15 protein-coding genes are annotated in these 20,624 nt (G+C 59.3%); 10 read left to right on the plus strand and 5 right to left on the minus strand.

From position 1 onward, the window contains the following. Positions 1-122 precede the first annotated feature (122 nt). From ggt to LAO21_19925, 5 genes are all read left to right on the plus strand, one after another. Positions 123-1,862 carry a gamma-glutamyltransferase gene (gene ggt, locus LAO21_19905; GenBank protein ID MBZ5554987.1) on the plus strand — a complete coding sequence of 580 codons (1,740 nt, stop codon included), beginning with the start codon at positions 123-125 and terminating at the stop codon, positions 1,860-1,862. A 501-nt stretch (positions 1,863-2,363) separates the two neighbouring features. Beyond that, a complete protein-coding gene (locus LAO21_19910; protein ID MBZ5554988.1) occupies positions 2,364-2,837 on the plus strand; it encodes a hypothetical protein in 474 nt (157 codons plus the stop codon). A 649-nt stretch (positions 2,838-3,486) separates the two neighbouring features. Continuing rightward, entirely contained in the window at positions 3,487-4,065 is a 579-nt protein-coding gene (locus LAO21_19915; protein MBZ5554989.1) for a DUF2911 domain-containing protein, read from the plus strand. Positions 4,066-4,356: 291 nt separating this feature from the next. After that, a complete protein-coding gene (locus LAO21_19920; protein MBZ5554990.1) occupies positions 4,357-5,529 on the plus strand; it encodes an epoxide hydrolase in 1,173 nt (390 codons plus the stop codon). 310 nt (positions 5,530-5,839) lie between these two features. Further along, entirely contained in the window at positions 5,840-6,304 is a 465-nt protein-coding gene (locus LAO21_19925; protein MBZ5554991.1) for a DinB family protein, read from the plus strand. Here LAO21_19925 and LAO21_19930 read toward each other — a convergent pair. Continuing rightward, a complete protein-coding gene (locus tag LAO21_19930) occupies positions 6,301-6,792 on the minus strand; it encodes an SRPBCC domain-containing protein (protein MBZ5554992.1) in 492 nt (163 codons plus the stop codon). The two genes, LAO21_19925 and LAO21_19930, sit on opposite strands and share 4 nt — an antisense overlap. A gap of 720 nt (positions 6,793-7,512) precedes the next feature. Between LAO21_19930 and LAO21_19935 the strand changes: the two genes are divergently transcribed. Next, complete coding sequence (locus LAO21_19935; protein MBZ5554993.1) at positions 7,513-7,881, plus strand: VOC family protein; 369 nt, start codon at positions 7,513-7,515, stop codon at positions 7,879-7,881. Positions 7,882-8,021: 140 nt separating this feature from the next. On the opposite strand, the gene LAO21_19940 is transcribed toward LAO21_19935, so the two are convergent. Together LAO21_19940 and LAO21_19945 are read right to left on the minus strand one after the other, a co-directional pair. Further along, a complete protein-coding gene (locus LAO21_19940; GenBank protein MBZ5554994.1) occupies positions 8,022-10,421 on the minus strand; it encodes an ABC transporter permease in 2,400 nt (799 codons plus the stop codon). A 636-nt stretch (positions 10,422-11,057) separates the two neighbouring features. Beyond that, positions 11,058-13,595, minus strand: a complete 2,538-nt coding sequence (locus tag LAO21_19945) for an ABC transporter permease (protein MBZ5554995.1) — start codon at positions 13,593-13,595, stop codon at positions 11,058-11,060. 448 nt (positions 13,596-14,043) lie between these two features. Between LAO21_19945 and LAO21_19950 the strand changes: the two genes are divergently transcribed. Continuing rightward, positions 14,044-14,589, plus strand: a complete 546-nt coding sequence (locus LAO21_19950) for a DinB family protein (GenBank protein MBZ5554996.1) — start codon at positions 14,044-14,046, stop codon at positions 14,587-14,589. A gap of 32 nt (positions 14,590-14,621) precedes the next feature. Here the strand turns inward: LAO21_19950 and LAO21_19955 are convergent, their stop codons facing one another. Both LAO21_19955 and LAO21_19960 read right to left on the minus strand, forming a co-directional pair. After that, the gene (locus tag LAO21_19955; protein MBZ5554997.1) at positions 14,622-15,077 is read right to left on the minus strand and encodes a RidA family protein; all 456 of its coding nucleotides are present in this window, start codon (positions 15,075-15,077) and stop codon (positions 14,622-14,624) included. Positions 15,078-15,257: 180 nt separating this feature from the next. Further along, positions 15,258-16,217, minus strand: a complete 960-nt coding sequence (locus LAO21_19960) for a threonine/serine dehydratase (GenBank protein ID MBZ5554998.1) — start codon at positions 16,215-16,217, stop codon at positions 15,258-15,260. A gap of 106 nt (positions 16,218-16,323) precedes the next feature. Between LAO21_19960 and LAO21_19965 the strand changes: the two genes are divergently transcribed. The 3 genes from LAO21_19965 to LAO21_19975 all read left to right on the plus strand — a co-directional run bounded on the left by LAO21_19965 (position 16,324) and on the right by LAO21_19975 (position 19,993). Further along, positions 16,324-16,626 carry a helix-turn-helix domain-containing protein gene (locus tag LAO21_19965; GenBank protein MBZ5554999.1) on the plus strand — a complete coding sequence of 101 codons (303 nt, stop codon included), beginning with the start codon at positions 16,324-16,326 and terminating at the stop codon, positions 16,624-16,626. Between the two features lie 270 nt (positions 16,627-16,896). Next, positions 16,897-17,232 carry a PadR family transcriptional regulator gene (locus LAO21_19970; protein ID MBZ5555000.1) on the plus strand — a complete coding sequence of 112 codons (336 nt, stop codon included), beginning with the start codon at positions 16,897-16,899 and terminating at the stop codon, positions 17,230-17,232. Between the two features lie 28 nt (positions 17,233-17,260). Further along, positions 17,261-19,993: an ADOP family duplicated permease gene (locus tag LAO21_19975; GenBank protein ID MBZ5555001.1), complete on the plus strand. Its 2,733-nt coding sequence runs from the start codon at positions 17,261-17,263 to the stop codon at positions 19,991-19,993. Positions 19,994-20,624 lie beyond the last annotated feature (631 nt).

A 20,624-nucleotide genomic window follows, 5' to 3' on the forward strand; every position in this document is an offset into this window, starting at 1 on the left:
ATTCTTGAAATAAGGACGTCGCGGCCAATTCTAACCTTTGAATCGTGATCGTTTCGACTGAGAAGAATTGAAGATTTAGGGTTGGCAATAAAGAGTCGAGCGGAATGAGAGGGGGATGATTCATGCAGAGTTCTGATACATCCAGCCGCACCCTAAATCGCCAATGCGTTTTCCGGCTTCTGGCCCGCGCAGTGATCTTGTTCCTGATGAGCGCGACGACCGGACCCGTGTCAGCTCAGGAGGGGATAGCCGCCCACCCCGGGGACCGGCCGGCCGGATGGATTCAGCAGACTCGCTCGGCGGTGATGGCGCGAAACGGCATGGTGGCGACGAGCCAGCCGCTCGCGGTCGAAGCCGGCCTGCGGATCCTCCAGAAGGGTGGCAACGCGGTGGACGCCGCCGTCGCGGTGGCCGCGACCCTGAATGTGGTCGAACCCATGATGACAGGCGTTGGCGGAGACATGTTCGCCATCGTCTACCTGGCAAAGACCGGCGAGCTCATCGGATTGAATGGGAGCGGTCGAGCCCCGAAGAGGGCAAGCGTGGACGTTTATCGTGCCAAGGGGTTCAAGACAATGCCCCAGACAGGCATCTTTTCTGTGACCGTGCCCGGCACCGTGGACGGTTGGGACCAACTCCTCAAACGCGCGGGAACGATGACCTTCAAGGAAGTCCTTCAGCCAGCCATCCAGTACGCCGAAGAGGGCTTTCCGGTCAGCGAGGTGATCCAGTCCAACTGGGCAGCCTATGTGCCGAAGCTCAAAGACGATCCTGACTCCGCTCGAACCTGGCTCCAGGACGGACAGGCTCCCCAACTGGGGAGCATCTTCAAGAACCCTTCTCTGGCAAAGACGTTCCGACTTTTGGCGGAACAGGGGCGCGACGCCTTCTACAAGGGCGAGATTGCGCGGGCCATTGTGGCAAAATCGCAAGCCCTTGGAGGACTGCTCACACTAGAGGACCTGGCCAGCCACACCTCAACCTGGGTCACACCCATCCACACGAACTACCGGGGCTATGAGGTCTACGAACTTCCGCCGAACCCGCAAGGTGTCGCGGCGCTCCAGATGCTCAACATCCTTGAAGGCTACGATCTTCGCGCGCTCGGGCCGCACTCACCCAGGTTCTGGCACCTCCTGATCGAGGCGAAGAAGCTGGCCTATGCCGACCTGGCCGAGCACTTAGCCGATCCGGAGTTCTCGCGCGTACCGACGCGGACGATGCTCTCCAAGGAGTATGCCGCCAAGCAACGCGCGCGCATCGTCGAAAACCAAGCCGCGAGCGAGGTGAAGTCAGGGATTGCGGAAGGGGGCGACACGGTCTACCTCACCGTAGTCGACCGCTGGGGAAACATGGTGTCGTTTATTCAGAGCCTGTACTCGCTCTTCGGGTCCGGGATCACGGCGGGCGACACCGGCATCATGCTCCAGAACCGGGGCGCGCTCTTCGTGCTCGATGAGAAGCATCCCAACCGAATCGAGGCGGGCAAGCGGCCATACCACACCATCATCCCGGCCTTCGTCATGAAGGATGGCCGGCCCTGGCTGTCGTTCGGGGTCATGGGCGGCGACGAGCAGGCGCAGGCGCATGTGCAGGTTCTGGTCAATTTGATTGACCTCGGCATGAACGTCCAGGCGGCCGGTGAGGCGGCGCGCTTCCACCACCTCCAGTCCGCCAACACCGTGGCATTCGAATCAGGCGTGAGCCCCACGGTGATCCGGGAGCTGACGGGCATGGGGCATCGGATCGTCTCCGAGGTCGGGAGTTTCGGGGGCTACCAGGCGATTATGCGCGACCCGGTGACGGGGGTCTACGTGGCAGGCTCCGACCCTCGAAAAGATGGTTTGGCGCTCGGGTACTAATACAAACGTTGGAATTAGAGTTACTGGGGGTAATTGTGGAATTTTCGCGGTAGGGGCGTCCGCCGTGGCGGACGCCCCTACGTTGAATCACGCACGATTTTGTAGCATTTTCAGTGATGTTCATATCAGGTCTTTGGCGTCCTTGTCCGCCTCTCGGTCGTTTTGGGGATGGTGGAAGGATAGAACTGTCCCGCATTTCTGAGTTAATTCTAAACCGCAAACCTCCCGTAAACGTCAGACAAATATTTTCGAGTGGTGAGCGCATTCCAGCTGCGTTCTCGCTTCATATAGGTAGAGGCGGATTGACCCGCCCCTGCAGCAGGAACTTTTCCGGCAGGTCATGAAGCGTGAAGAAACGGCGTTTGCATTCCCTGGGTTCGGTTAATAAGCGGGAAAAGCAGATAGTGGAGATGCGACCTTCTCTTTTCATGGAGGATAAACACCCTATTCGTTATGCAGACGGCACGGGAGGGAAGGCCCTCTTGAGCCTGAGGAGACAGCATGAGCTACGACATCTACCTCTGCGGTAAGTGTTTAGGACCGATCTGGTTTCCTTTCGGACAGAAGATGCATGTTGGTACGGGATGGTATTGCTGGAGAGAAGAGCAGGAACGCGAGAGCGAAGGGGAGGAGATCGTGGACGCCGTGGGCGAGTTCATCTTCGGCACAGAGCCGCAGATGCTGAAAGAGCTTGTGAGCGAGGCATGCCGGCTATATGACGTGTGGGTCGCGAAGAGTCGTAAGTCGCAGCTAGTGCCCTTCCTTCAGAAGCAACTGCGACTTCATCGTAGCGATGTCCTGCACAATTTCTTCAGGCACCTAACGAGGGAACCGCCTGAGCACGCGGGTGCAGTGGTGCGAGAGATCACGATAACTCCTGAATGGAGGCGTTTCGCGCGCCTCGCCATAACCCGGGAGACGAAGCGCCGAGAACGAGGAAAAATACGCATGGAATTGTCTAAAGTCCCGGTCTGAGCCCAGCATATTGCACTGTAGGGGGAACTTTCGGGACATGGGAATTTCAGCGCAACCATGACTTGCAGCCTAAATCTTGGACTGGGGCGGTGAGGGAGCCCCGATTCCGGCTGACAGCTTGGTGCGGACGCATTGACCCTCCCTGAGTAAAGGCTGTTTCTGGCCAAAATCAGGCGGCTGTCCCTGGTTATTTATTCTCTCTGATTCTGGCCTTGGCTTCTTTGGGTTATTGTGTTCCACCCCATTTGCATTGCCGAGCCCCACGCAGATCCTAAGCCAACAATTTCGCGAACGATTCCCAATGGTAAGCTTTCCATCCTGCCATCAGGTGTTCCCCGCGTCCAGGGGCGAAAGTAAATCGACTCTTCATCGCACACCCCGATAGATCGGGGTGTGCGCCACCTGTCCAGCATTCGCTCCACCGCGCGCCACTGAAACTCTCGACTGAAAACCCGCGCTTTCTTCTTCTGGGACATGGCTCTGCTTTTTGAAATCTGTCCTTATTATCCATGTCTCAGTTTTGGGGTCCACTCCACAGGACTGTCCCCGAAGTTTCTGCAACTTTGCTTTCGGGGAAGCGTATAGGGACTACCGGCGGGGCACTTGGTTCCCGGGGGAATAGATTAGCCTTGGAGGTGGGAGATCAAGAATGAATATTCGAAGACTTGCGCTGTGTGTCATCGCGCTCATTGTCTGTGTTGTGTGTGTGCTTGTTCTGATTCCACGAAAACCTAAGTATCTTGGCCAGGTGAAGACGGAAGCAATGATCAACGGTAAAAATGTCTCGATTCTTTACGGACAACCGAGCTTGGAAGGCCCGGCGATTCGCGGGCGCGATCCACTTTCAGTGGCACCGGTCGGGTTCGTTTGGAGATTCGGCCGCAACGAGGCCACCCTTATCGAATCGGCCGGTCGGATGGTGGTGGGTGGAAAAGAATTGGCGGCGGGGAGATACACCTTATGGGCCAGAAGACTGGGCGAAGACAAGTGGGTCATCTCCTTCCATCCGAAAACAAAGGAATGGTACGGCCGTCCTGTATGGGGCGATGTCATGGGGGGCGCCGCAAGGCTACAAAGCGGATTTATCGCCGATTTGCCGTTAACCACTGAAAAAGTCAGCGATAGGGCGGAACTCCTGAATATCAAGCTCAGTGAAGACAAGGGCAAAGCAGTGGTCACCATTCACTTCGGCAATGTCGTTCAGACGGGAACCTTCGCCGTGAACTAGCACGCCCCTGCGGCCTGTAGGCGAACAGGGTTGTTAGGGTCACGTCTAAATTTTCAATTTTTCTCGTCCACAAATATCACAATTGAAAATTTAGGCTTGACCCCATTTTCATCTTCGCGTGTTTCTATTCTTTCGCCCCGCAAGCGGGGCTGTATTATGAGGGAGGCTGCTGACCCAGGGCTCCGCGATCCCACAGTGCGGGATCGCTTCACCCTGGGCTACAATCTGTCGGCCCTTCGGGCCTGCCCCGGGCGTTGCCCGAGACAAGGCAATAGGAGTACGGTCGCTACCATGAGCATGGACAGCAAGCCGAGGTCAACTTTGCGCATCGAGCCCTTCTCGATCTGCATAGAGGACGAGGTTTTATCCGACCTCAAAGCGCGCATTCGCAGGACGCGCTGGCCCGATCAAGTGCCGGGCGTGGCCTGGGAGCAGGGCACCGAACTCCAGTACCTGAAACAGCTGCTTGCCTATTGGGCCGACAGCTTCGACTGGCGCGCGCAGGAACACAAGCTGAACGTCTACCTCCATTTCCGCGCCAAACTGGGCGACGTCCGGATCCACTTCGTCCATGAACGCGCGCGACGCGGACGCGGGATACCCCTGATCTTGACCCATGGCTGGCCCAGCGCCTTCGTCGAACTGCTTCCGCTCGTGCCGCTTCTAACCGAGCCGGAGGCCCACGGAATCGACGGCCCTGCCTTCGACGTTGTCATCCCGTCGCTGCCGGGCTATGCCTTCTCAACCCGGCCTCCCCGGGCGAACTGCAGGGACACCGCCGCGCTCTGGCACCAGCTCATGCGCGGCCTCGGTTACGAACGCTATGGAGCAGGTGGGGGGGACTTCGGCTCAAGCGTCGCCACCTTCATGGCGCTGGATGATCGCTCACCCCTGATCGGTCTCCACCTGACCAACCTGGACCTCTCGCCCTATACCGGCGAAGGTTCGCGCCCCCTTTCGGAGGCGGAGCGCATCTACCTCACGCACCGCAACCAGTGGGATGCAGTGGAACGTGGCTATAGCGCAATCCAGTCGACCAAACCGCAGACGCTCGGATACGCGCTTAATGACTCGCCCGCCGGGCTGGCCGCATGGATCCTCGAGAAGTGGCGGACGTGGGCTGACTCCGGGGGCGATCTCGACGGCCGCTTTTCGCGCGATTTCTTGCTGACAGTGGTAACGCTCTACTGGGTCACACAGACGATCCCAACCTCGATACGCGACTACTTCGACGAACGCTGGCAAGGAGCTGCGATCGGGCCAGAGGACTTTGTCCATGTGCCGACCGCGATCGCCAATTTTGTAAGTAATTTTGTCTTTGAAGGAGATCCTCCGCGGGAGTGGGCCGAGAGGCTGTACAACGTTCGTCGCTGGACAGCCATGCCGCGCGGCGGTCATTTTGCCCCCGCCGAAGAGCCGGAACGCGTCGCGCGTGACATCGCAACTTTCTTCGGTGAGCTTTAAGCCCAAAATTCTCATGGTCACACATATCACTCCATTTTCATTTGGAAATTCGGGAATGTCCCGAATTTCAGAATTGAGAATGAGAATCAAGGGACAATGACGTTTTGGTTTTTGTTCAGAATTTGTCCACCGCAGGCGGATTGGGATTTGGACTTTATTTTTGAAAGAGACGTGGTGGTTAAGTCTAAATTTTGAAATGTGCTCGTTTCGGATGTAAAAATTGAAAATTTGGAATTGACCCTTAAAAACCCCAGGTTTACCGTCAGGAGTCTGAAACAGGTTAATTCTTAGAGAGGCGGCTAATTTAGCGATGGAACTCATCGACAATCTTGAGGCGACTCGCGACGAAACGCTGAGATTCTTCACGCTCAGCGAGGCGGACCTGGCGCAGACCTACGCGCCGGGGAAGTGGTCCATCCGGTTCATCCTCCATCACCTGGCGGACAGCGAAACGGTGCTCTCCGACCGCATTCGACGGGTCCTCAGTGAGCCGCGCCCGGTGCTTTGGGTGTTTGACCAGGATGCCTGGGCCAAGGGACTGGACTATTCACAGGTGCCGCTTGATCTCTCGCGGCAGGTGTACGAATCAGTTCGGAATGCGAACATTTACTATGCCGGAATCCACTACGAGAGCCATGGACATCTGGAGTTTGTGCACAGCGTGACCGGGGTGCGGACCTTGAGAGACGAATTCGATAAGGTCGCTTCTCACAATGCGCACCACTTAAGCCAGATCCGGGCGGCACTCTCTGGCGCCCCCTGGCCAGCGGCCTAAGCCAGCAATTTCTCGAGCGGCTCCCAATAGTGTGCCTTCCATCCTGCCGCCAGGTGTTCCGCACCGCCTTTGGGGAAGCCGGTATGGTCGAAGACGATCCTGGTCCCGGCCCCCTGCTCCACGAGCTCGAACCTTGCAATCGAGTAGATGCCCGGATCCCAGCTGCCCGCTCGCCACGCCTGGACGATTCGCTCGTTCGGAATGAGTTCGATGTGCCGTCCCGTGATATACCCGCCGAAGAGTGCAAACGCGCCTCCCGCTTCACGGCTGATCTCGGTGGGCTTGACGGCAGCGGGCATGGTCTTCATGACTCCACTGAGCTGGATGACCTTGTCGAACTGTTGGGCGTTGGTGAGGGCTTCGTAGACGCGCTTCCTGCTTGCTTTGAAGACAGTCTCCTGGTGAATGGATTCCTCCGTCCGAGAAATCTCCTCCCCGGCTGCGGCCCAGACCTCGGTTGAGCCCAGGGCCAGTCCACCGAATGCCATCGCCGCACCGACAATCGCTTGCCGCCGCGTGGGCCCCCATGACAGCACTTCCCGATTCGTTCTGTTGCTCATCACTGTCCTCCTGAATTGTGGTGTTGAAACGCCCCCGCATAAAAGCACTGCAACAAAATATGTTCAAGATAATATTTTGTCGGCAGGCATGTCTGTCGCGGTGCGCCTGAGGTAGGCATCAAAGCGCAGGCATGTAAAGAGCACATGCCTGCGGCACCCCACGGCGTGTGGATCGGCGCTGTAAATGCATTGATCGCGACTCCTGAGTCTTGGCGGGTTTCAGGTTGGACTGGAATGATGAAGGCGGGATGTTACCCGAATTCAATCCTTGGGGTGCCGCAGGCATGGGTTTCTTCATGCCTGCGACGGATGGCGTTCGATGACGCGGAGGGCTATTGAAGGGGACCGCAGGCATGTAAAGAGCACATGCCTGCGGCACCCCCATTGCGGACATGGTCATCGGAGACATGGTGGTGGCGCGCCTGAGATCGGCATGGAAGCGCAGGCATGTAAAGAGCACATGCCTGCGGCACCCCGGGCTTTGTCTTCCGGCATCCGCCTGACCATTGTTCAAGTTGTATTATAAAAGATGAGAAACTATAGTGATGAGTGAAAGTGACTCAAGAAGAAAAAGGGTTCAGCCACCCACAATCGACAACCCTCGCTCGGCGCGGGTTAGCGCCGGGCCGTTAGCTTTCAGGAGGACTCATGCTTGATGCGATAGGGCATGTTGCGCTGGTCGTTCGGGACCCTTCCCGTACAGCGGCGCTTTTTGAGAAATTGTTCGCCGTGAAGATCGTGCGACGTACCGATTTGGAAGGCCATGACGAAACCTTTGTCAGGCTGGGCCGGACATGGTTTGCTTTAGTGCAGGCCGATATCGAGCGGCCGCGTACGGGGGATCACATCGCGTTTCACGTCACCCAGGCGACGCTTCAATCCACGGCCGAAAAACTCAAGGAAATGAAGGTGGAGTTCCAGTTGGCCCGATCCGATAGTTCGTTGTACTTCTTCGACTACGACAACCATGTCTTCGAATTGGATACTACGGACCTGGAGAGCGATCTCGCCCATTAGAACTCACCCTTCCTTTCGGGAAATAATAGGGCCAGATTCCAACAGGTCGTTGCCCAAGCCCAGAGCTTCCTTGAGGGGGAAGAGCCCCCGCCGGCAAAGAGCGCAGGCGGGGCTACCAAAGCATCGCCGCCGGCCTTCGATCACTCCTGGCGGAGGGCTTCAATAGGATCAACCAACGTCGCTCGATAAGCGGGGACGTACCCGGCCACGAGACCCACGCCAAGCAAGGTGACGGCGACCAATGCAAACGTCGCCGGATCAGAGGCACTGATGTTGAACAACAGGCCCCTCATGAGCCGGGTGAAGAGAAGACTGCCGACGAGCCCCAGACCCACGCCCCCCAGGATCAGCACCAGGCTGTGTCCAAGAACCATGCGCAGCAACACGAAACGGCCCGCGCCCAAGGCCATGCGGATCCCCAACTCCCGGGTTTGCTGTTCCACCGTATAAGTGATCACCCCGTAAATCCCCACGGCGGCCAACACCAGCGCGAGAGCGGCAAAGAGTGAAAGCAACAGCATGGCGAGCCGCCGCTGGGCCATGGAAGCCGCCACGAGTTCGTCCATCGTACGCACCGCATAGACCGGCTCTTCAGGATCGATGGCCAGCGCCTGTTGTTCCACTGCACTCACCAGGCCGCGCGGATCCTTTGCGGCTCGAATGGCCAGGCTGAGATCGGGCCAGGGGTTCTGCGCCTCCGGCCAGTACACTTGCACGCGCGTCGAGGATTCAAGGCTCTGGTACTGGACGTGGCGGACCATTCCGACAACGGTCATCCATGGAGCCTTGGAACGCAGCCCGCCGCGGTGGAGACGCTTGCCAATGGGGTCCTGATCCGGCCAGAAGGCCTTGGCCATGGACTCATCAATGATGGCCACCGGGCTGGCGGTCTCCGAATCCCGCTCGTCAAAATAGCGTCCACGGACGAGGTCGATGCCGAGGGCCCGAAACAAACCGGGTGTTACGGGCCGGAAGTCCGCTTCCGGTGTCCGGCGATCCGCAGACACGGCGTCAGTGTCGATGGTCGTTGTTCCGGAGCTGCCTTGACCACTGAGAGGGAGTGCCCCGATCGCTCCGGCCGACTCCACTCCCGGCAGCCCATTCACGCGGCGCGTGAGTTCGCGATAAAAATTGCGAATCTTCACCGGGTCGCTGTAGCGCGTGTCCGGCAGCGAGACGTTCAAGGTCAACACATTTTCCGGACGGAACCCGGGATCCACCCGCAGCAGGCGCAAGAAACTCCGGATCAAAAGGCCCGCGCCGGCCAACAACACCAGCGACAGCGCCACTTCAGCCACCACAAGCGCGCCGCGCAAGCGCTGACGCCCTCTTCCCAGGGTGCCGGTCCGTCCGCCTTCTTTCAGGGCTTCATGAGTGAAACCGGATGATGCGTGCAGCGCGGGCCACAACCCGAAAAGGATCCCGGTGATCACCGCCACCGCCAGGGTGAAACCCAGAACCGGAAGATTGAGCCTTGCCTGCCCTATTCCCGGCAGCACGCTCACAGCCTGGTGAGCAAGAACCCGCAGGGACCACACGGCCAGCAGCAGTCCCACCAGGGCGCCACACAGAGACAACAGGACGCTTTCAGCCAGAAGTTGCCTTACCAGGCGGCGCCTGCCCGCCCCCAGGGCCGTCCGGATGGCGATCTCCCGCTCACGGGTCGCCGCTTTGGCCAGGAGCAGGTTAGCCACGTTCGAACAGGCAATCAGCAACACGAATGCGACCGCACCCATCAGAATCAGCAGCGCCGGGCGAATGTCACCCACCATTTCCTCGAGCAACGGATTCATGATCACCCGGAAGCCGAACCGCTGATACGGGTAGTTCGGCGCCCCCGCAATGATCCGCTGCGAGACCAGTTGCATGTCCGCTTGGGCAGTTTCCATCGAGATGCCGTCGCGGATTCTTGCGATGGCCAACAGGCCGTGGCTCCCTCTGCTGTCCGCCGAGAGGTCTGCAGGACTGAACGCCAGGGGCGTCCACATCTCCACTTTTTCCGGGAAACTGAAGCCCTGGGGCATGACGCCCACAATCTGAAAGCTTCGGCCATTCACATTGAGCGTTATCCCAGAGAGGTTGACCTCCGAGCCGAACAGTCGCTGCCACAAGCCGTGACTGACGATGGCGACATTGTCACGGCCAGGCGTTTCCTCCTCCGCACGGAAGGCGCGTCCCAAGCTCGGCTGCACACCCAGGACCGGGAAAAAGCTCGCGGAGACGGCGGCTCCACTGACATGCTCCGGGCGATCCCCGCCACTGATGTTGAGGCTGACGCCGCTGATCGCAGCGATCCCCGAAAAAGAGGTCGAGTATTGACGCAAGTCCGTAAACTCCGGAGCGGAAACCCAATTGCGATCTTTCGGAATCCCGATTCCGGTAAAGCGCATCCATAACATGACGATTTTTTCAGGGTTCTTAAATGGGAGCGCCTGGAGCAGCACAGCCCGAACTACACTGAACATCGCCGTATTCACGCCGATGCCCAGCGCCAGGGTCAAAATCGCCACGGCGGTAAAACCCGGGTTCTTGCGCATCATGCGAGAGCCGAATTTGAGGTCTAGCCAGAGAGTGTCCATCGTTCTCCTCTTCGAGCCAAGTGAGTGGAGGGCCGAGGCACAGCGGGAACGACACTTCGCCTTCATTGATTAGACTGCGAGTATTGCAAAAAGTTGCGAAAGTTGCCTCTTGAAAATGCTGGGGAGGCATTCCCCCGCCAGTGTGGCGATCCCAAAGCATCGCAATGGGGAATGTTTTGGTAGCCTCCCCGCGGGTGTTTGCGGGGGGGGCTTTTGCGAGCGGGATGCACAGAACCAGCAGTTGAGCACGAAATGAAGGGAAGAGCCCCCGCCGGCAGAAAACGCCGGCGAGGCTACCAAAGCATCGCGGTGAAGAAAGTTTGGGTGCCCTCCCCGCGGGTGTTTGCGGGGGGGGCTTTTGCGAGCGGGATGCACAGAACCAGGGATTGAGCGCAAATTGATAGGAAGAGCCCCCGCCGGCAGAAAACGCCGGCGAGGCTACCAAAGCATCGCGGTGAAGAAAGTTTGGGTGCCCTCCCCGCGGGTGTTTGCGGGGGGGGGCTTTTGCGAGCGGGATGCACAGAACCAGCAGTTGAGCACGAAATGAAGGGAAGAGCCCCCGCCGGCAGAAAACGCCGGCGAGGCGACCAAAGCAATCTACTCATACCGCAGGGCCACCATCGGGTCGACGCGGGCGGCGCGTCGGGCCGGGATGTAAGACGCCAGCAGGGACACGGCGGTCAGAACGAGTGGCGCGGCCACAAGAACGACGGGATCCATCGGACTCACCTCATAGAGCATGCTGGCGAGGAGACGTCCGGTCAACAGGGCCAGTGTCAAACCCAGTCCGGTACCGATCAAGGTCAACCACAGCCCTTCTCTGAGTACCATCCATAGGGTGTCATGCATGGTCGCGCCCAGCGCCATTCGAATGCCAATTTCACGCGTGCGGCGCGCCACGGTATAGGCCTTCAGGCCATAGACTCCCACGACGGCCAGAAACAGGGCCAGTCCACCCAGCAACGAGAACATTCTCGCTCCTGTGCTGAACAGCCACATGTCCATGCTCTGATCCAGCTGGGTGCGCATCGTTTTCAAACTCAGGATCGGAAGATGCTCGTCCGCCAGGTGGATTTCGCGCCGAATGTCGCGCATGAGGGAAGCCTCGGCACTCGGGCTGGGCGCCGACAATTGGAGGTGGAAATGAATGTTGGACTGGTAGGCCTGTCCGAAAGGAACATAGACATGCGGACCGTTTTTGATGCCCAATAAGGAATCTGTCAGCGTGGGCACCACGCCCACCACCTCCATCATGGGGTTCTCTTTTCGGGTGTCCTCGGTCTGGAAGGCGATGCGCTTGCCGAGCGGATCCTCTCCCGGCCAGAGTGTCTTCGCGAGCGACTCGTCAATCATAGCGACCGGTGTGTTTGCTCCCGGTTCTTCTTCCCCCGCACTGAAGGTTCTCCCCCGGAGCAGGGGCACGGCCAGGGTACGAAGATAATCGCTTCCAATGATGTTGAAGCGCGCGGAGACGGTTTTGACCTGGTTGCGATCCTCCGCCCGGCTGCGCGAAGCGTCTTCCGCCTTCAAAACACTACGACCCAATGAAACCATGCCAAACGGAACGGTCGCCGCCGCACTGACCGATTCGATTCCCGGGAGAGCCGATAATCTTTCCTGGATCCGGCGGTAGAGCTGCCGGCCCCGGGCTTCATCGTATCCGACAAGGCCGGCATCGAGCTCAACCAAAACGCCGTTCTCCAAACTGTACCCCGGATTCGCGTGACCGGCTTTGAGTGCCCCACGCACGAACAGTCCCGCGACGGTCAACAGCATCAAGGATAAAGCGAGCTGTCCCACAACCAACAAATTGCGCGATGAAAAAATCCGGCGTCCGCGTCCCGCGTCTGCATCCTCACCCGTGCACTCTTTGAGAGAAGCCACCACATCCGGCCGCGCGGCTTTCAAAGCGGGTCCGAGGCTGAAGATGACGGTGCTGAATAGACAGAATCCGAGCATGGCGGCAAACACGCGGATGTCGGGGGTGGTGTGGAGGAGAATGGTGATGGGGGAGATGGAGTTCAGCGAGTACACCAGAAGACGGGTGGCCCAAACGGCGAACAACAAACCCACAGCAGCCCCCATCACCGAAAGAAGGAAACCCTCGGTGAGCAACTGGGCGAGGATGCGACGACGACCGCAGCCCAGTGCGAGCCGGACGGCAAATTCCTTTCGCCGGGAGGTTCCGCGCGCGAGCATCATGTTGGCCAGATTGAAACAGGCGATCAGGAGGACCAGGGCGGCCAGGGCTGCCAGCAGGATAGAAATCCCGCTCAATTCGGATTCATCCTGCGGGTTGGTGCTGATGGAGAAGCGGCTAAGGCGGTGCGTGATGATGGTCTGATGTCCATTTTCCTGGGGGTAGGTCTTTTCGAGTTGCGCGGAGAGCAGGGCGAGTTGACGGTCAGCCTGGGCGCTGGTGACGCCGGGCTTCATCCGTCCCACCAGAAGCACGCTGTAGTGGTTGCGATCGGCCAGGGGGCGCCTCACCCCTTCAAAGTCGTTCACGGCGGCCTCATACATTCCCAGCGGCAGCCACACCCCCGACGCCGCAACCATCGTCCGGCCGGTAAAACCCTCGCGGGCAATGCCGATGACGGTGTGGGCCCTGCCATTGATCCACAGGCTCTTGCCGACGAAATCCGGGTCTTGTCCTGCGCGGCGCCAATAATCGTAGCTGACGATGACCACGGGGATGCCGGCCCCAGGCTTCTCTTCGGCCGGAGTAAACGGGCGGCCTTTCCAAAGACTCACCCCCAGGGTCTTGAAGTAGTTGGAAGCAACGATCTCCGAAATCACCCGGCGTGTGGTGTCTCCTTCCGTGATGCCGACAATGGCCACCGAATGGGCGGTCAAGTCGCTGAATACCCCGTTGCTGTCCCGGATGTCGACATAATTGGGATAAGAAAAATCGCGGAAGGTGTTGGGAGTCTGAGTGTCTTTGCTGAAACAACCCACCAGTTGCTCCGGCTTTTCAAGAGGCATCGGTCGCAGGATGAGGTTGTTGATCAACGTGAAGATAGCGGTGTTGGCCCCGATTCCCAAAGCCAGCACCAGCACCGCCAGGGCTGCAAAGCCGGGATTGCGAAAAATCAGACGAACACTGTGCCGAAGGTCCTGCCATAGATTTTGCATGAACTCTCCCCCGCGATGGAATGCGGCCAGCGACTTGTCTTAAATACGTGGGGAGTCGTAATGGTGTTCAGATTATTTTGAACCCGATCAATCGGGGTGCCGCAGGCATGGGTTTTTCATGCCTGCGAATGGAGGGGGGGTGGTGGAGAAGCGCAGGCATGCAAAGGACGCATGCCTGCGGCACCCCACGGCGTGTGGATCAGGGCTGTAAAGGCATTGGTTCCGAGTCATGGGTTTTTCATGCCTGCGAATGAGGGGGGGTTGGTGGAGAAACGCAGGCATGCAAGGGACGCATGCCTGCGGCACCCGACGGCGTGTGGATCGGGGCTGTAAATGCATTGGTTCCGACTCATGGGTTTTTCATGCCTGCGGCACCCGCCGCATGGTATACTTTGAGTCCATCCAATCTTCAGTAGAGCTCAGGTCAGTTGACCCAAGGAGAAATCGCGTGAATTACTATGGACCCAAGGAGTTAGCCGAGAGTTTTCGCACCGTCCGAAAGAACACGATGACCATTGCCCAGGAAATTCCAGCAGAAAAATATGGTTTTCGACCTGCCCCCAACACGCGCAGTGTCGCTGAGTTGTTGGCGCACATTTCGCTGGCATACAGTTTTCAGTACCAGGTTCACGCCCAGGAACACCGAACCTCGATTGAGGGATTTGACTTTCCAACGCTCATGCAGCGGTTGACGGCCGAAGAGAAGCTGCCGCGGAGCAAGGACCAGGTGCTTGAGATGCTCCGCAGTTCCGGCGAGAAATGGGCGGGTTGGCTCGAAGGACTGACGGACAGTTTCCTGGCCGAGCGTGTGGAGATGCGTCAGGGAATGACGCCTCCGTTCAAGAGCCGCTTCGAGATGGTTATTTCGGTCAAGGAACATGAAATGCACCACCGCGGGCAACTGATGCTGATCGAGCGGATGGTGGGCCTCGTGCCACATCTCACGCGCGAGATGCAGGCCCGGTTGGCTGCCTCGGCAGGACAGAGAAGCTGACGGCGCAGCCACCCCGCCTGATCACAAGTCGATTACCTGACTTCGGCGATCATCTCGATCTCGACGCAGGCGCCGAAGGGAATTTGTGAAGCGCCGAACGCGCTTCGGGCATGGGCGCCCCTTTCTCCGAAAACTTCTCCAATCAATTCGGACGCCCCGTTGGCCACCAGGTGCTGTTCCGTGAAAGTGGGGGCGCTATTCACCAGGACCATCAGCTTGACAATTCGCCGGATGCGATTCAGATCTCCAGCGGCGGCGTGCAGAGTGCCCAGAAGATCGATCGCAACGGCGCGGGCGGCCTGCTGTCCCTGCGCCACCGCAATTTCCGAACCCACCTTTCCACTCCACGGTTTTCCGTCCTTCTTGGCGATATGGCCGGAAAGGAACAGAAGATTCCCGACTTGGACAAACGGCACAAAAGCGGCCACAGGCGCTGAAAGCGGAGGAAGTGTAATATTCATCTCCTTCAGCCTCTCGTAAACGGACATGAAGTTCTCCTGTAAACGGACATGAAGTTCTCCTGTTATTTAATGGTCCTTTCGAATTCTGTACAAAAAGAGGGACAGACACCTGCCTTGTCGCCATGGTGCGAAGTTACTTAAGAGAAGGTGTCTGTCCCTAACCCTTCAACTTCTCGTAGACAGACATGGTGTTTTCCTGGTGGGCGATCAGCGGTCCGCCGCAGGCGATGGAAATCGAACGGCCTCCGTGTTACCGCCGCAAATGACCACTCCGACCCGTTCTCGGGGTTCAGGCGCATATTGACCGGACAGAAGCGCCGCGAGTGCCGCGGCGCCGCCGGGTTCCGCGACGATCCTCAAATGATCCCAGAGCGTCTGCTGCGCCTGCTTGATGGATTCATCGGAGACAAGCACGACGCGTTCAACGTACTTCTGCGCGATCGGGAACATCAGTTCGCCGACTCGTTTCGGGGCGAGCGAGTCAGCGGCGATGCCCCCGGCCGGGGCATCCACCGGGCAGCCCGCCCTGAGGGCCCAGTCCAGGGTGGGCGCTTGCTCCGGTTCCACCGCAATCAGCTTGATGCTCCCGGCATACCATGCAGCGATTCCGCCGATCAATCCGCCGCCCCCGACCGCCACAAGCAACGAATCGAGCCGGGGATCCTGCTGCTGGAATTCCAGCCCGAGCGTGCCCTGTCCCAGCAAAGTTTCGCGCTGGTCATAGGCGTGGATGGCCAGGGCACCTGAGCTCTTTACCCACGCTTCACTGGCGGCCAGCGCATCGGCATAACGCTCCCCGGTCACCACCAGATCGGCCCCGAAGTCCCGAATGCGCTGTTGTTTTGAGGGTGCCGCGACTTCGGGCACAAAGATCTTGGCCGGCTTGCCGAGTTTCATGGCGGCGTAGGCCACGGCCACCCCATGATTTCCCCCCGAGGCGGCGACGACTCCGGCCCGGGGGACCTCGCGCCGCAACAGGTTGGTAAAGGCCCCGCGCACCTTGAAGGATCCGGTGTGCTGAAACAGCTCGAGCTTTAGAACCAGTGGATGGGGCCCCAAACCGAGTTCCGCTCCCGAAACCTCCATCGACGGTGTACGGCGGACATGCGGTCGAATCAGCTGGTTCACGCTGCGGATTTCATCCGGCTCTATCGTCGATGGGTTCATGGCGGCTCCGCTCTCCGGGGTTTTGGTAACTATCTCATCCCGGTGTTTTTGATATTGCATTGGCCAGGGGAGGGCATTATACTTAGGCAGTTGGCTAATTGTCTATATGAAATTTGAACTCGTCCTGCGAGCCCTGGCAAACCGGCGACGGCTCCAGATCCTCGAATGGCTCAAGGAACCGGTGGCGAATTTTCCTCCCCAGAGGGATGGCGATCTGGTGAAGGACGGGGTGTGCGGTGTCCTGATTGCGCAAAAGCTCGGCGTGAGCCAGCCCACCGCGAGTGAGCATCTGAAGATCCTGTCGCACGCCGGCTTTCTCAAGTCCAAGCGGATCAAGCAGTGGACATTCTACCGCCGCCACGAGGCCGCCATCCAGGGCATCAAACGCCAGCTTTCCTCCAAGGTCTAGGACCCCGGTTCGACCGAGCCGGGGAATAATGCCTTCGAGTCATTCCCCTTTGTTGAATCAGGGCGATTGGGCCGATTCAATTTCCCCTCCAAGCCCTCCCGCTCCACAGCACTCTCACCGGGGGCTTCCACGGCGGTATGGGAAGATGGAAAGGAGGTGAGCGGGATCGCGTTGGCGCCTTCCGCGGACCGTCCCTCCGGAAAAATGCCCGTTCCCCTTGCTTACCGAGGGGAGTTCGTGTATCCTGCACTCGGTAACCGAGGAGAGTATATGAGCAAACCACCTGATTTGGTACAAGGCACCCTGGACCTGCTTCTCTTGAAGATCCTCGCCCTGGAGCCGCTCAACGGGTTTGCAATCAGCCAGCGTCTCAAGCAGGTGTCGCGCGACGTCCTGCAGGTGAGCGATGGCTCTCTTTATCCGGCCCTGCATAAACTGGAGCAGGAGGGCTGGATCAAATCCGAGTGGAAGGCAAGCGAGAACAACCGTCGCGCCAAGTATTATTTCCTCACCCGGCTCGGCCGGAGACAGCTCGAAAAGGAAGCGCACCATTGGAACCGCCTCTCGGCCGCCATCTCGCTGGTCGTGAAACTGAAGCAGGCGTAAGCGCGGTTGACTCTTAAGGGGAGTCCACATGCGATTGGAACACTGGCTGTACACCGTGCCTTTGAGGTTGCGTTCGCTTTTCCGCCGGCGCCAGGTTGAACAGGAGTTGGAGGACGAATTTCGATATCACATCGAGCTGAAAACCGAGGAATACCTTTCGCGGGGCTTGTCCCCTGAAGAGGCGCGCCACGCCGCCCTGCGCGCCATGGGCGGACTGGAACAGCGGAAGGAGGAGTGCCGCGACACGCGCCGGGTCCGGTATCTTGAAGAACTGGTCGTGGATTTCCGGTACGCCGGCCGCTCTCTTCGACACAGCCCAGCCTTCGCCCTCACCACCATCCTGACGCTGGCCGTCGGTGTCATCGGGACGGCGCTGGTCATCACGACCTACAACGCACTCGCCCTGAGGCCGCTTCCCGTTAAAGACCCGAACGGCCTTGTCCTCCTCAAGCGGGAGTTCCGCAAAGGCGGCTCGGGCGAGGCTTTTTCAAACGCAGAGTTCCGGCACCTCAGTGAACACAACTCCGTGTTCGAGGGGGTGGTGGCGGAGGCCGAATATGATACGGTCCTGGCCCAGCTCCCTGACCTCGACCAGGCGATCCACGGAGGCCCCCGGCAGATCCTCATCAAGCGGGTGTCCGAAAATTACTTCTCTGTTCTCGGCGCGGATGCGATAGCAGGCCGAACGTTCACCCTGCGGGGGCCCTCATCCGGAGAACCGGTCGCCGTCCTCAGCTATTCCTCGTGGCAGCGCCGCTTCCATGGGGACCCTCGGGTGCTGGGCCAAACGGTTCTGGTGTATGGCACACCGTTCACGATCCTTGGGATCGCCCCCTCCGATTTTGTTGGAACCGGCCTCCCTCCCGTGCCTCCTGACTTGTGGGTCCCGCTGCCGATGGAGGCGATGGTCGAGCCGGGCCGAAACCGGACCGCGCATCCGGAGGAGCCTCGTTTGAGGCTGGTCGGCCGGCTGAAGGCAGGGGTCCGACCTCGGCAGGCGCAGGCTGTGTTGACGGTCCTGGTGCAGCAGTTCGAGACAAGAGCACTCCTGGAACCCGTCACTTCTGCCGTCAAGGCCGATCCCCCGGCTTACTTCATTGAGCCCAACAACCCTCAATTCCGGGCCCTGTCGTTCCTGCTGCTGGCGTGCTTCAGCATGGTCCTGCTGATTGCGTGCGCTAATCTTGCCAACCTGTTTCTCGCCCGTGCGGCGGCGCGTCGCAAGGAACTGGCTGTGCGCGCAGCGCTGGGGGCAAGTCGGGGCAGGCTGGTGCGACAGCTGCTGACCGAAGGCGTCCTGCTTGGTCTTGTGGCGGGCGCCTTGGCGCTGACGGTGGCTCCATGGTTGTGCGATTTCATCTGGCTGGAGATTCAAGAACACATCATCTTCAGGTTCACCGATCTGTATGTTTTCACGTTTCGCTTCACGCCGGATATTCGGGTGCTCGCGGGGACCGTTGCGGTGTCTGCCATGGCGGGCATCCTCTTCAGCATCTTGGCAGCGGTCTCCTCCTCACGCGTTGATTTGCGGGACGCGATGCAGGATCACGTGGCGCAGTGGACGACGGGCCGGCGCTGGCTGCTCGTCAGCGTGCGCGATGCGCTCATCGCGGCGCAGGTGCTGTTCAGCCTGGTGCTGCTGATCAATGCCGCGTTGCTGGCGCGCGGGATGGTGCGCGGACAGGCCACCCTTCCCGGCCTGGAGACGCACCATGTCATCGACATTGAATTCTCCGGCATGGAGAATCTCGGGTATGACGGCGCGCATGCGGCCGCCTTACGTGAGCAGCTTGCCGAGAAACTGTCTGCGCTTCCGGCGGTGACGGGAGTTGCCTTTGCGGACCACGTGCCCCTGCTGGGCGCCGGCGCCAACACGATCTCGGTCGCTGGAAAGGCCGAGGAGCACACGTCAGATAACCACATTTCGCCCGGGTTTCTTACAGTTCTTGGGATCGACTTGGTTCAGGGGCGCGATTTCACGGCGGCGGACCTGGCCCGGCGTGCATCTATCCTGATCGTCACAGAATCCACGGCGCGGCATTTGTGGCCTGACGAGAATCCCCTGGGGAAGATTGTTTTGACAGGGAAGACGCACGCCCCCCTGGAGGTGATCGGCGTCGCGCGGGACGCCTGCACTGTTGTCTTAGGACGCGTCGAGCCTCTCTATCTCTACCTGCCGGCCGCACCGGATGCGCCCCTCGCCGATGTGTTCGTTCGGACGAGGGGAGAGACCTCTTCCTCCATTCCGCTGATTCTGGGCGCGGCCGCATCCATCGACAAGAACCTCCCGTCGTTGGCCTCGGTGCACGGCATGGATGATGCGCTCTGGTTTCAACGGCTTCCTTCGAAGATTGCCACGTTGTTGGCGCTGGGCGTCGGAAGCCTCGCGCTCCTGCTGGCGAGCGTCGGCATCTATGGCACCATCGCTTACGCCGTCACCCAACGGACCCGTGAGATCGGGATTCGCATCGCCCTGGGCGCCAGACCGCTTTCCGTTCTTGGGTTGATCCTGGGGCGCACCCTGAAGCTGGTGGGCATCGCAACGGGTATCGGCCTGGCCGCCTCGGCCCTGGCCTCGCATGCACTGACAACTCTCCCGTTCGGGCTGAGTTCACTTCTGCTCTTTGGCCTCAACCCGCAGGATCCGCTGGCCTTTGCAGCGATCGCGTTCTTCCTGGCACTGTTAGCGCTGTCCGCCGCCTACTTGTCGGCCCGTCGTGCGACCCGGATCGATCCGATGGAGGCGCTCAGGTATGAGTAGGGGGATTTGAGCGTTTACCCCATTGCGATAGCCAGCGGTCCACGCTTTTCGAGGAAGGGACCTGCTCTCGCCCGGAGGGCCCTCCGGGCCTAAGGCGCCAGCTCCCTTGCTTGAATGGTATCCCCCCTTGGGAATCATCGAATCAACATCTTGTCCGCCCTTAATGGCTTTTTCTTCGCGCCGCCAGACGCGCTCCCCTCCGGGCCTGAAGCGACAGAAGCCATGCTCGAACAGTCTCCCGCATTGGGAGTCGAGCCCTCCCCAGACATTGATCACGGCGTTCAACATCGGAATTCGGGCCAAAAAACGTTGACCTTCTGCCACGGCCTATGTAGAATTTGATCCATACAAGGGACGAGATATTTCCTGCTTGCAAGGGGTTCTTGGGGTCCCTAGCGGGAAGGTTTTGTTCCGCCTTAGTTGACTGTGGACCGGTTATACTGAGAATTCTTGAGGTTGAGACGGATTTGGCATACCTTAACGATGCCTGCAAAACACCCTGACAACGACGGAGGCTAAAAAGGAGGAATTTGGCGGTGGAATGACTGCAAAGATTGAATCACACGATCCCTCATCCAATCCCAGCGCATTTAAACTTCTTTTTTTAAACCTTTTCTTGCACGTGGTTCTG

Source organism: Terriglobia bacterium, from assembly GCA_020073085.1.
Taxonomy (GTDB): Bacteria; Acidobacteriota; Terriglobia; order JAIQFV01; family JAIQFV01; genus JAIQFV01.

Excerpts from the sequence above, each read along its gene's own strand:
- LAO21_19970 (MBZ5555000.1), top strand. The coding sequence starts at position 16,897 with ATGAGCAAACCACCTGATTTGGTACAAGGCACCCTGGACCTGCTTCTC.
- LAO21_19955 (MBZ5554997.1), bottom strand. The coding sequence starts at position 15,077 with ATGTCCGTTTACGAGAGGCTGAAGGAGATGAATATTACACTTCCTCCG.
- LAO21_19915 (MBZ5554989.1), top strand. The coding sequence starts at position 3,487 with ATGAATATTCGAAGACTTGCGCTGTGTGTCATCGCGCTCATTGTCTGT.
- LAO21_19920 (MBZ5554990.1), top strand. The coding sequence starts at position 4,357 with ATGAGCATGGACAGCAAGCCGAGGTCAACTTTGCGCATCGAGCCCTTC.
- ggt (MBZ5554987.1), top strand. The coding sequence starts at position 123 with ATGCAGAGTTCTGATACATCCAGCCGCACCCTAAATCGCCAATGCGTT.
- LAO21_19965 (MBZ5554999.1), top strand. The coding sequence starts at position 16,324 with ATGAAATTTGAACTCGTCCTGCGAGCCCTGGCAAACCGGCGACGGCTC.
- LAO21_19935 (MBZ5554993.1), top strand. The coding sequence starts at position 7,513 with ATGCTTGATGCGATAGGGCATGTTGCGCTGGTCGTTCGGGACCCTTCC.
- LAO21_19975 (MBZ5555001.1), top strand. The coding sequence starts at position 17,261 with ATGCGATTGGAACACTGGCTGTACACCGTGCCTTTGAGGTTGCGTTCG.
- LAO21_19930 (MBZ5554992.1), bottom strand. The coding sequence starts at position 6,792 with ATGGCATTCGGTGGACTGGCCCTGGGCTCAACCGAGGTCTGGGCCGCA.
- LAO21_19910 (MBZ5554988.1), top strand. The coding sequence starts at position 2,364 with ATGAGCTACGACATCTACCTCTGCGGTAAGTGTTTAGGACCGATCTGG.
- LAO21_19925 (MBZ5554991.1), top strand. The coding sequence starts at position 5,840 with ATGGAACTCATCGACAATCTTGAGGCGACTCGCGACGAAACGCTGAGA.
- LAO21_19940 (MBZ5554994.1), bottom strand. The coding sequence starts at position 10,421 with ATGATGCGCAAGAACCCGGGTTTTACCGCCGTGGCGATTTTGACCCTG.
- LAO21_19960 (MBZ5554998.1), bottom strand. The coding sequence starts at position 16,217 with ATGAACCCATCGACGATAGAGCCGGATGAAATCCGCAGCGTGAACCAG.
- LAO21_19945 (MBZ5554995.1), bottom strand. The coding sequence starts at position 13,595 with ATGCAAAATCTATGGCAGGACCTTCGGCACAGTGTTCGTCTGATTTTT.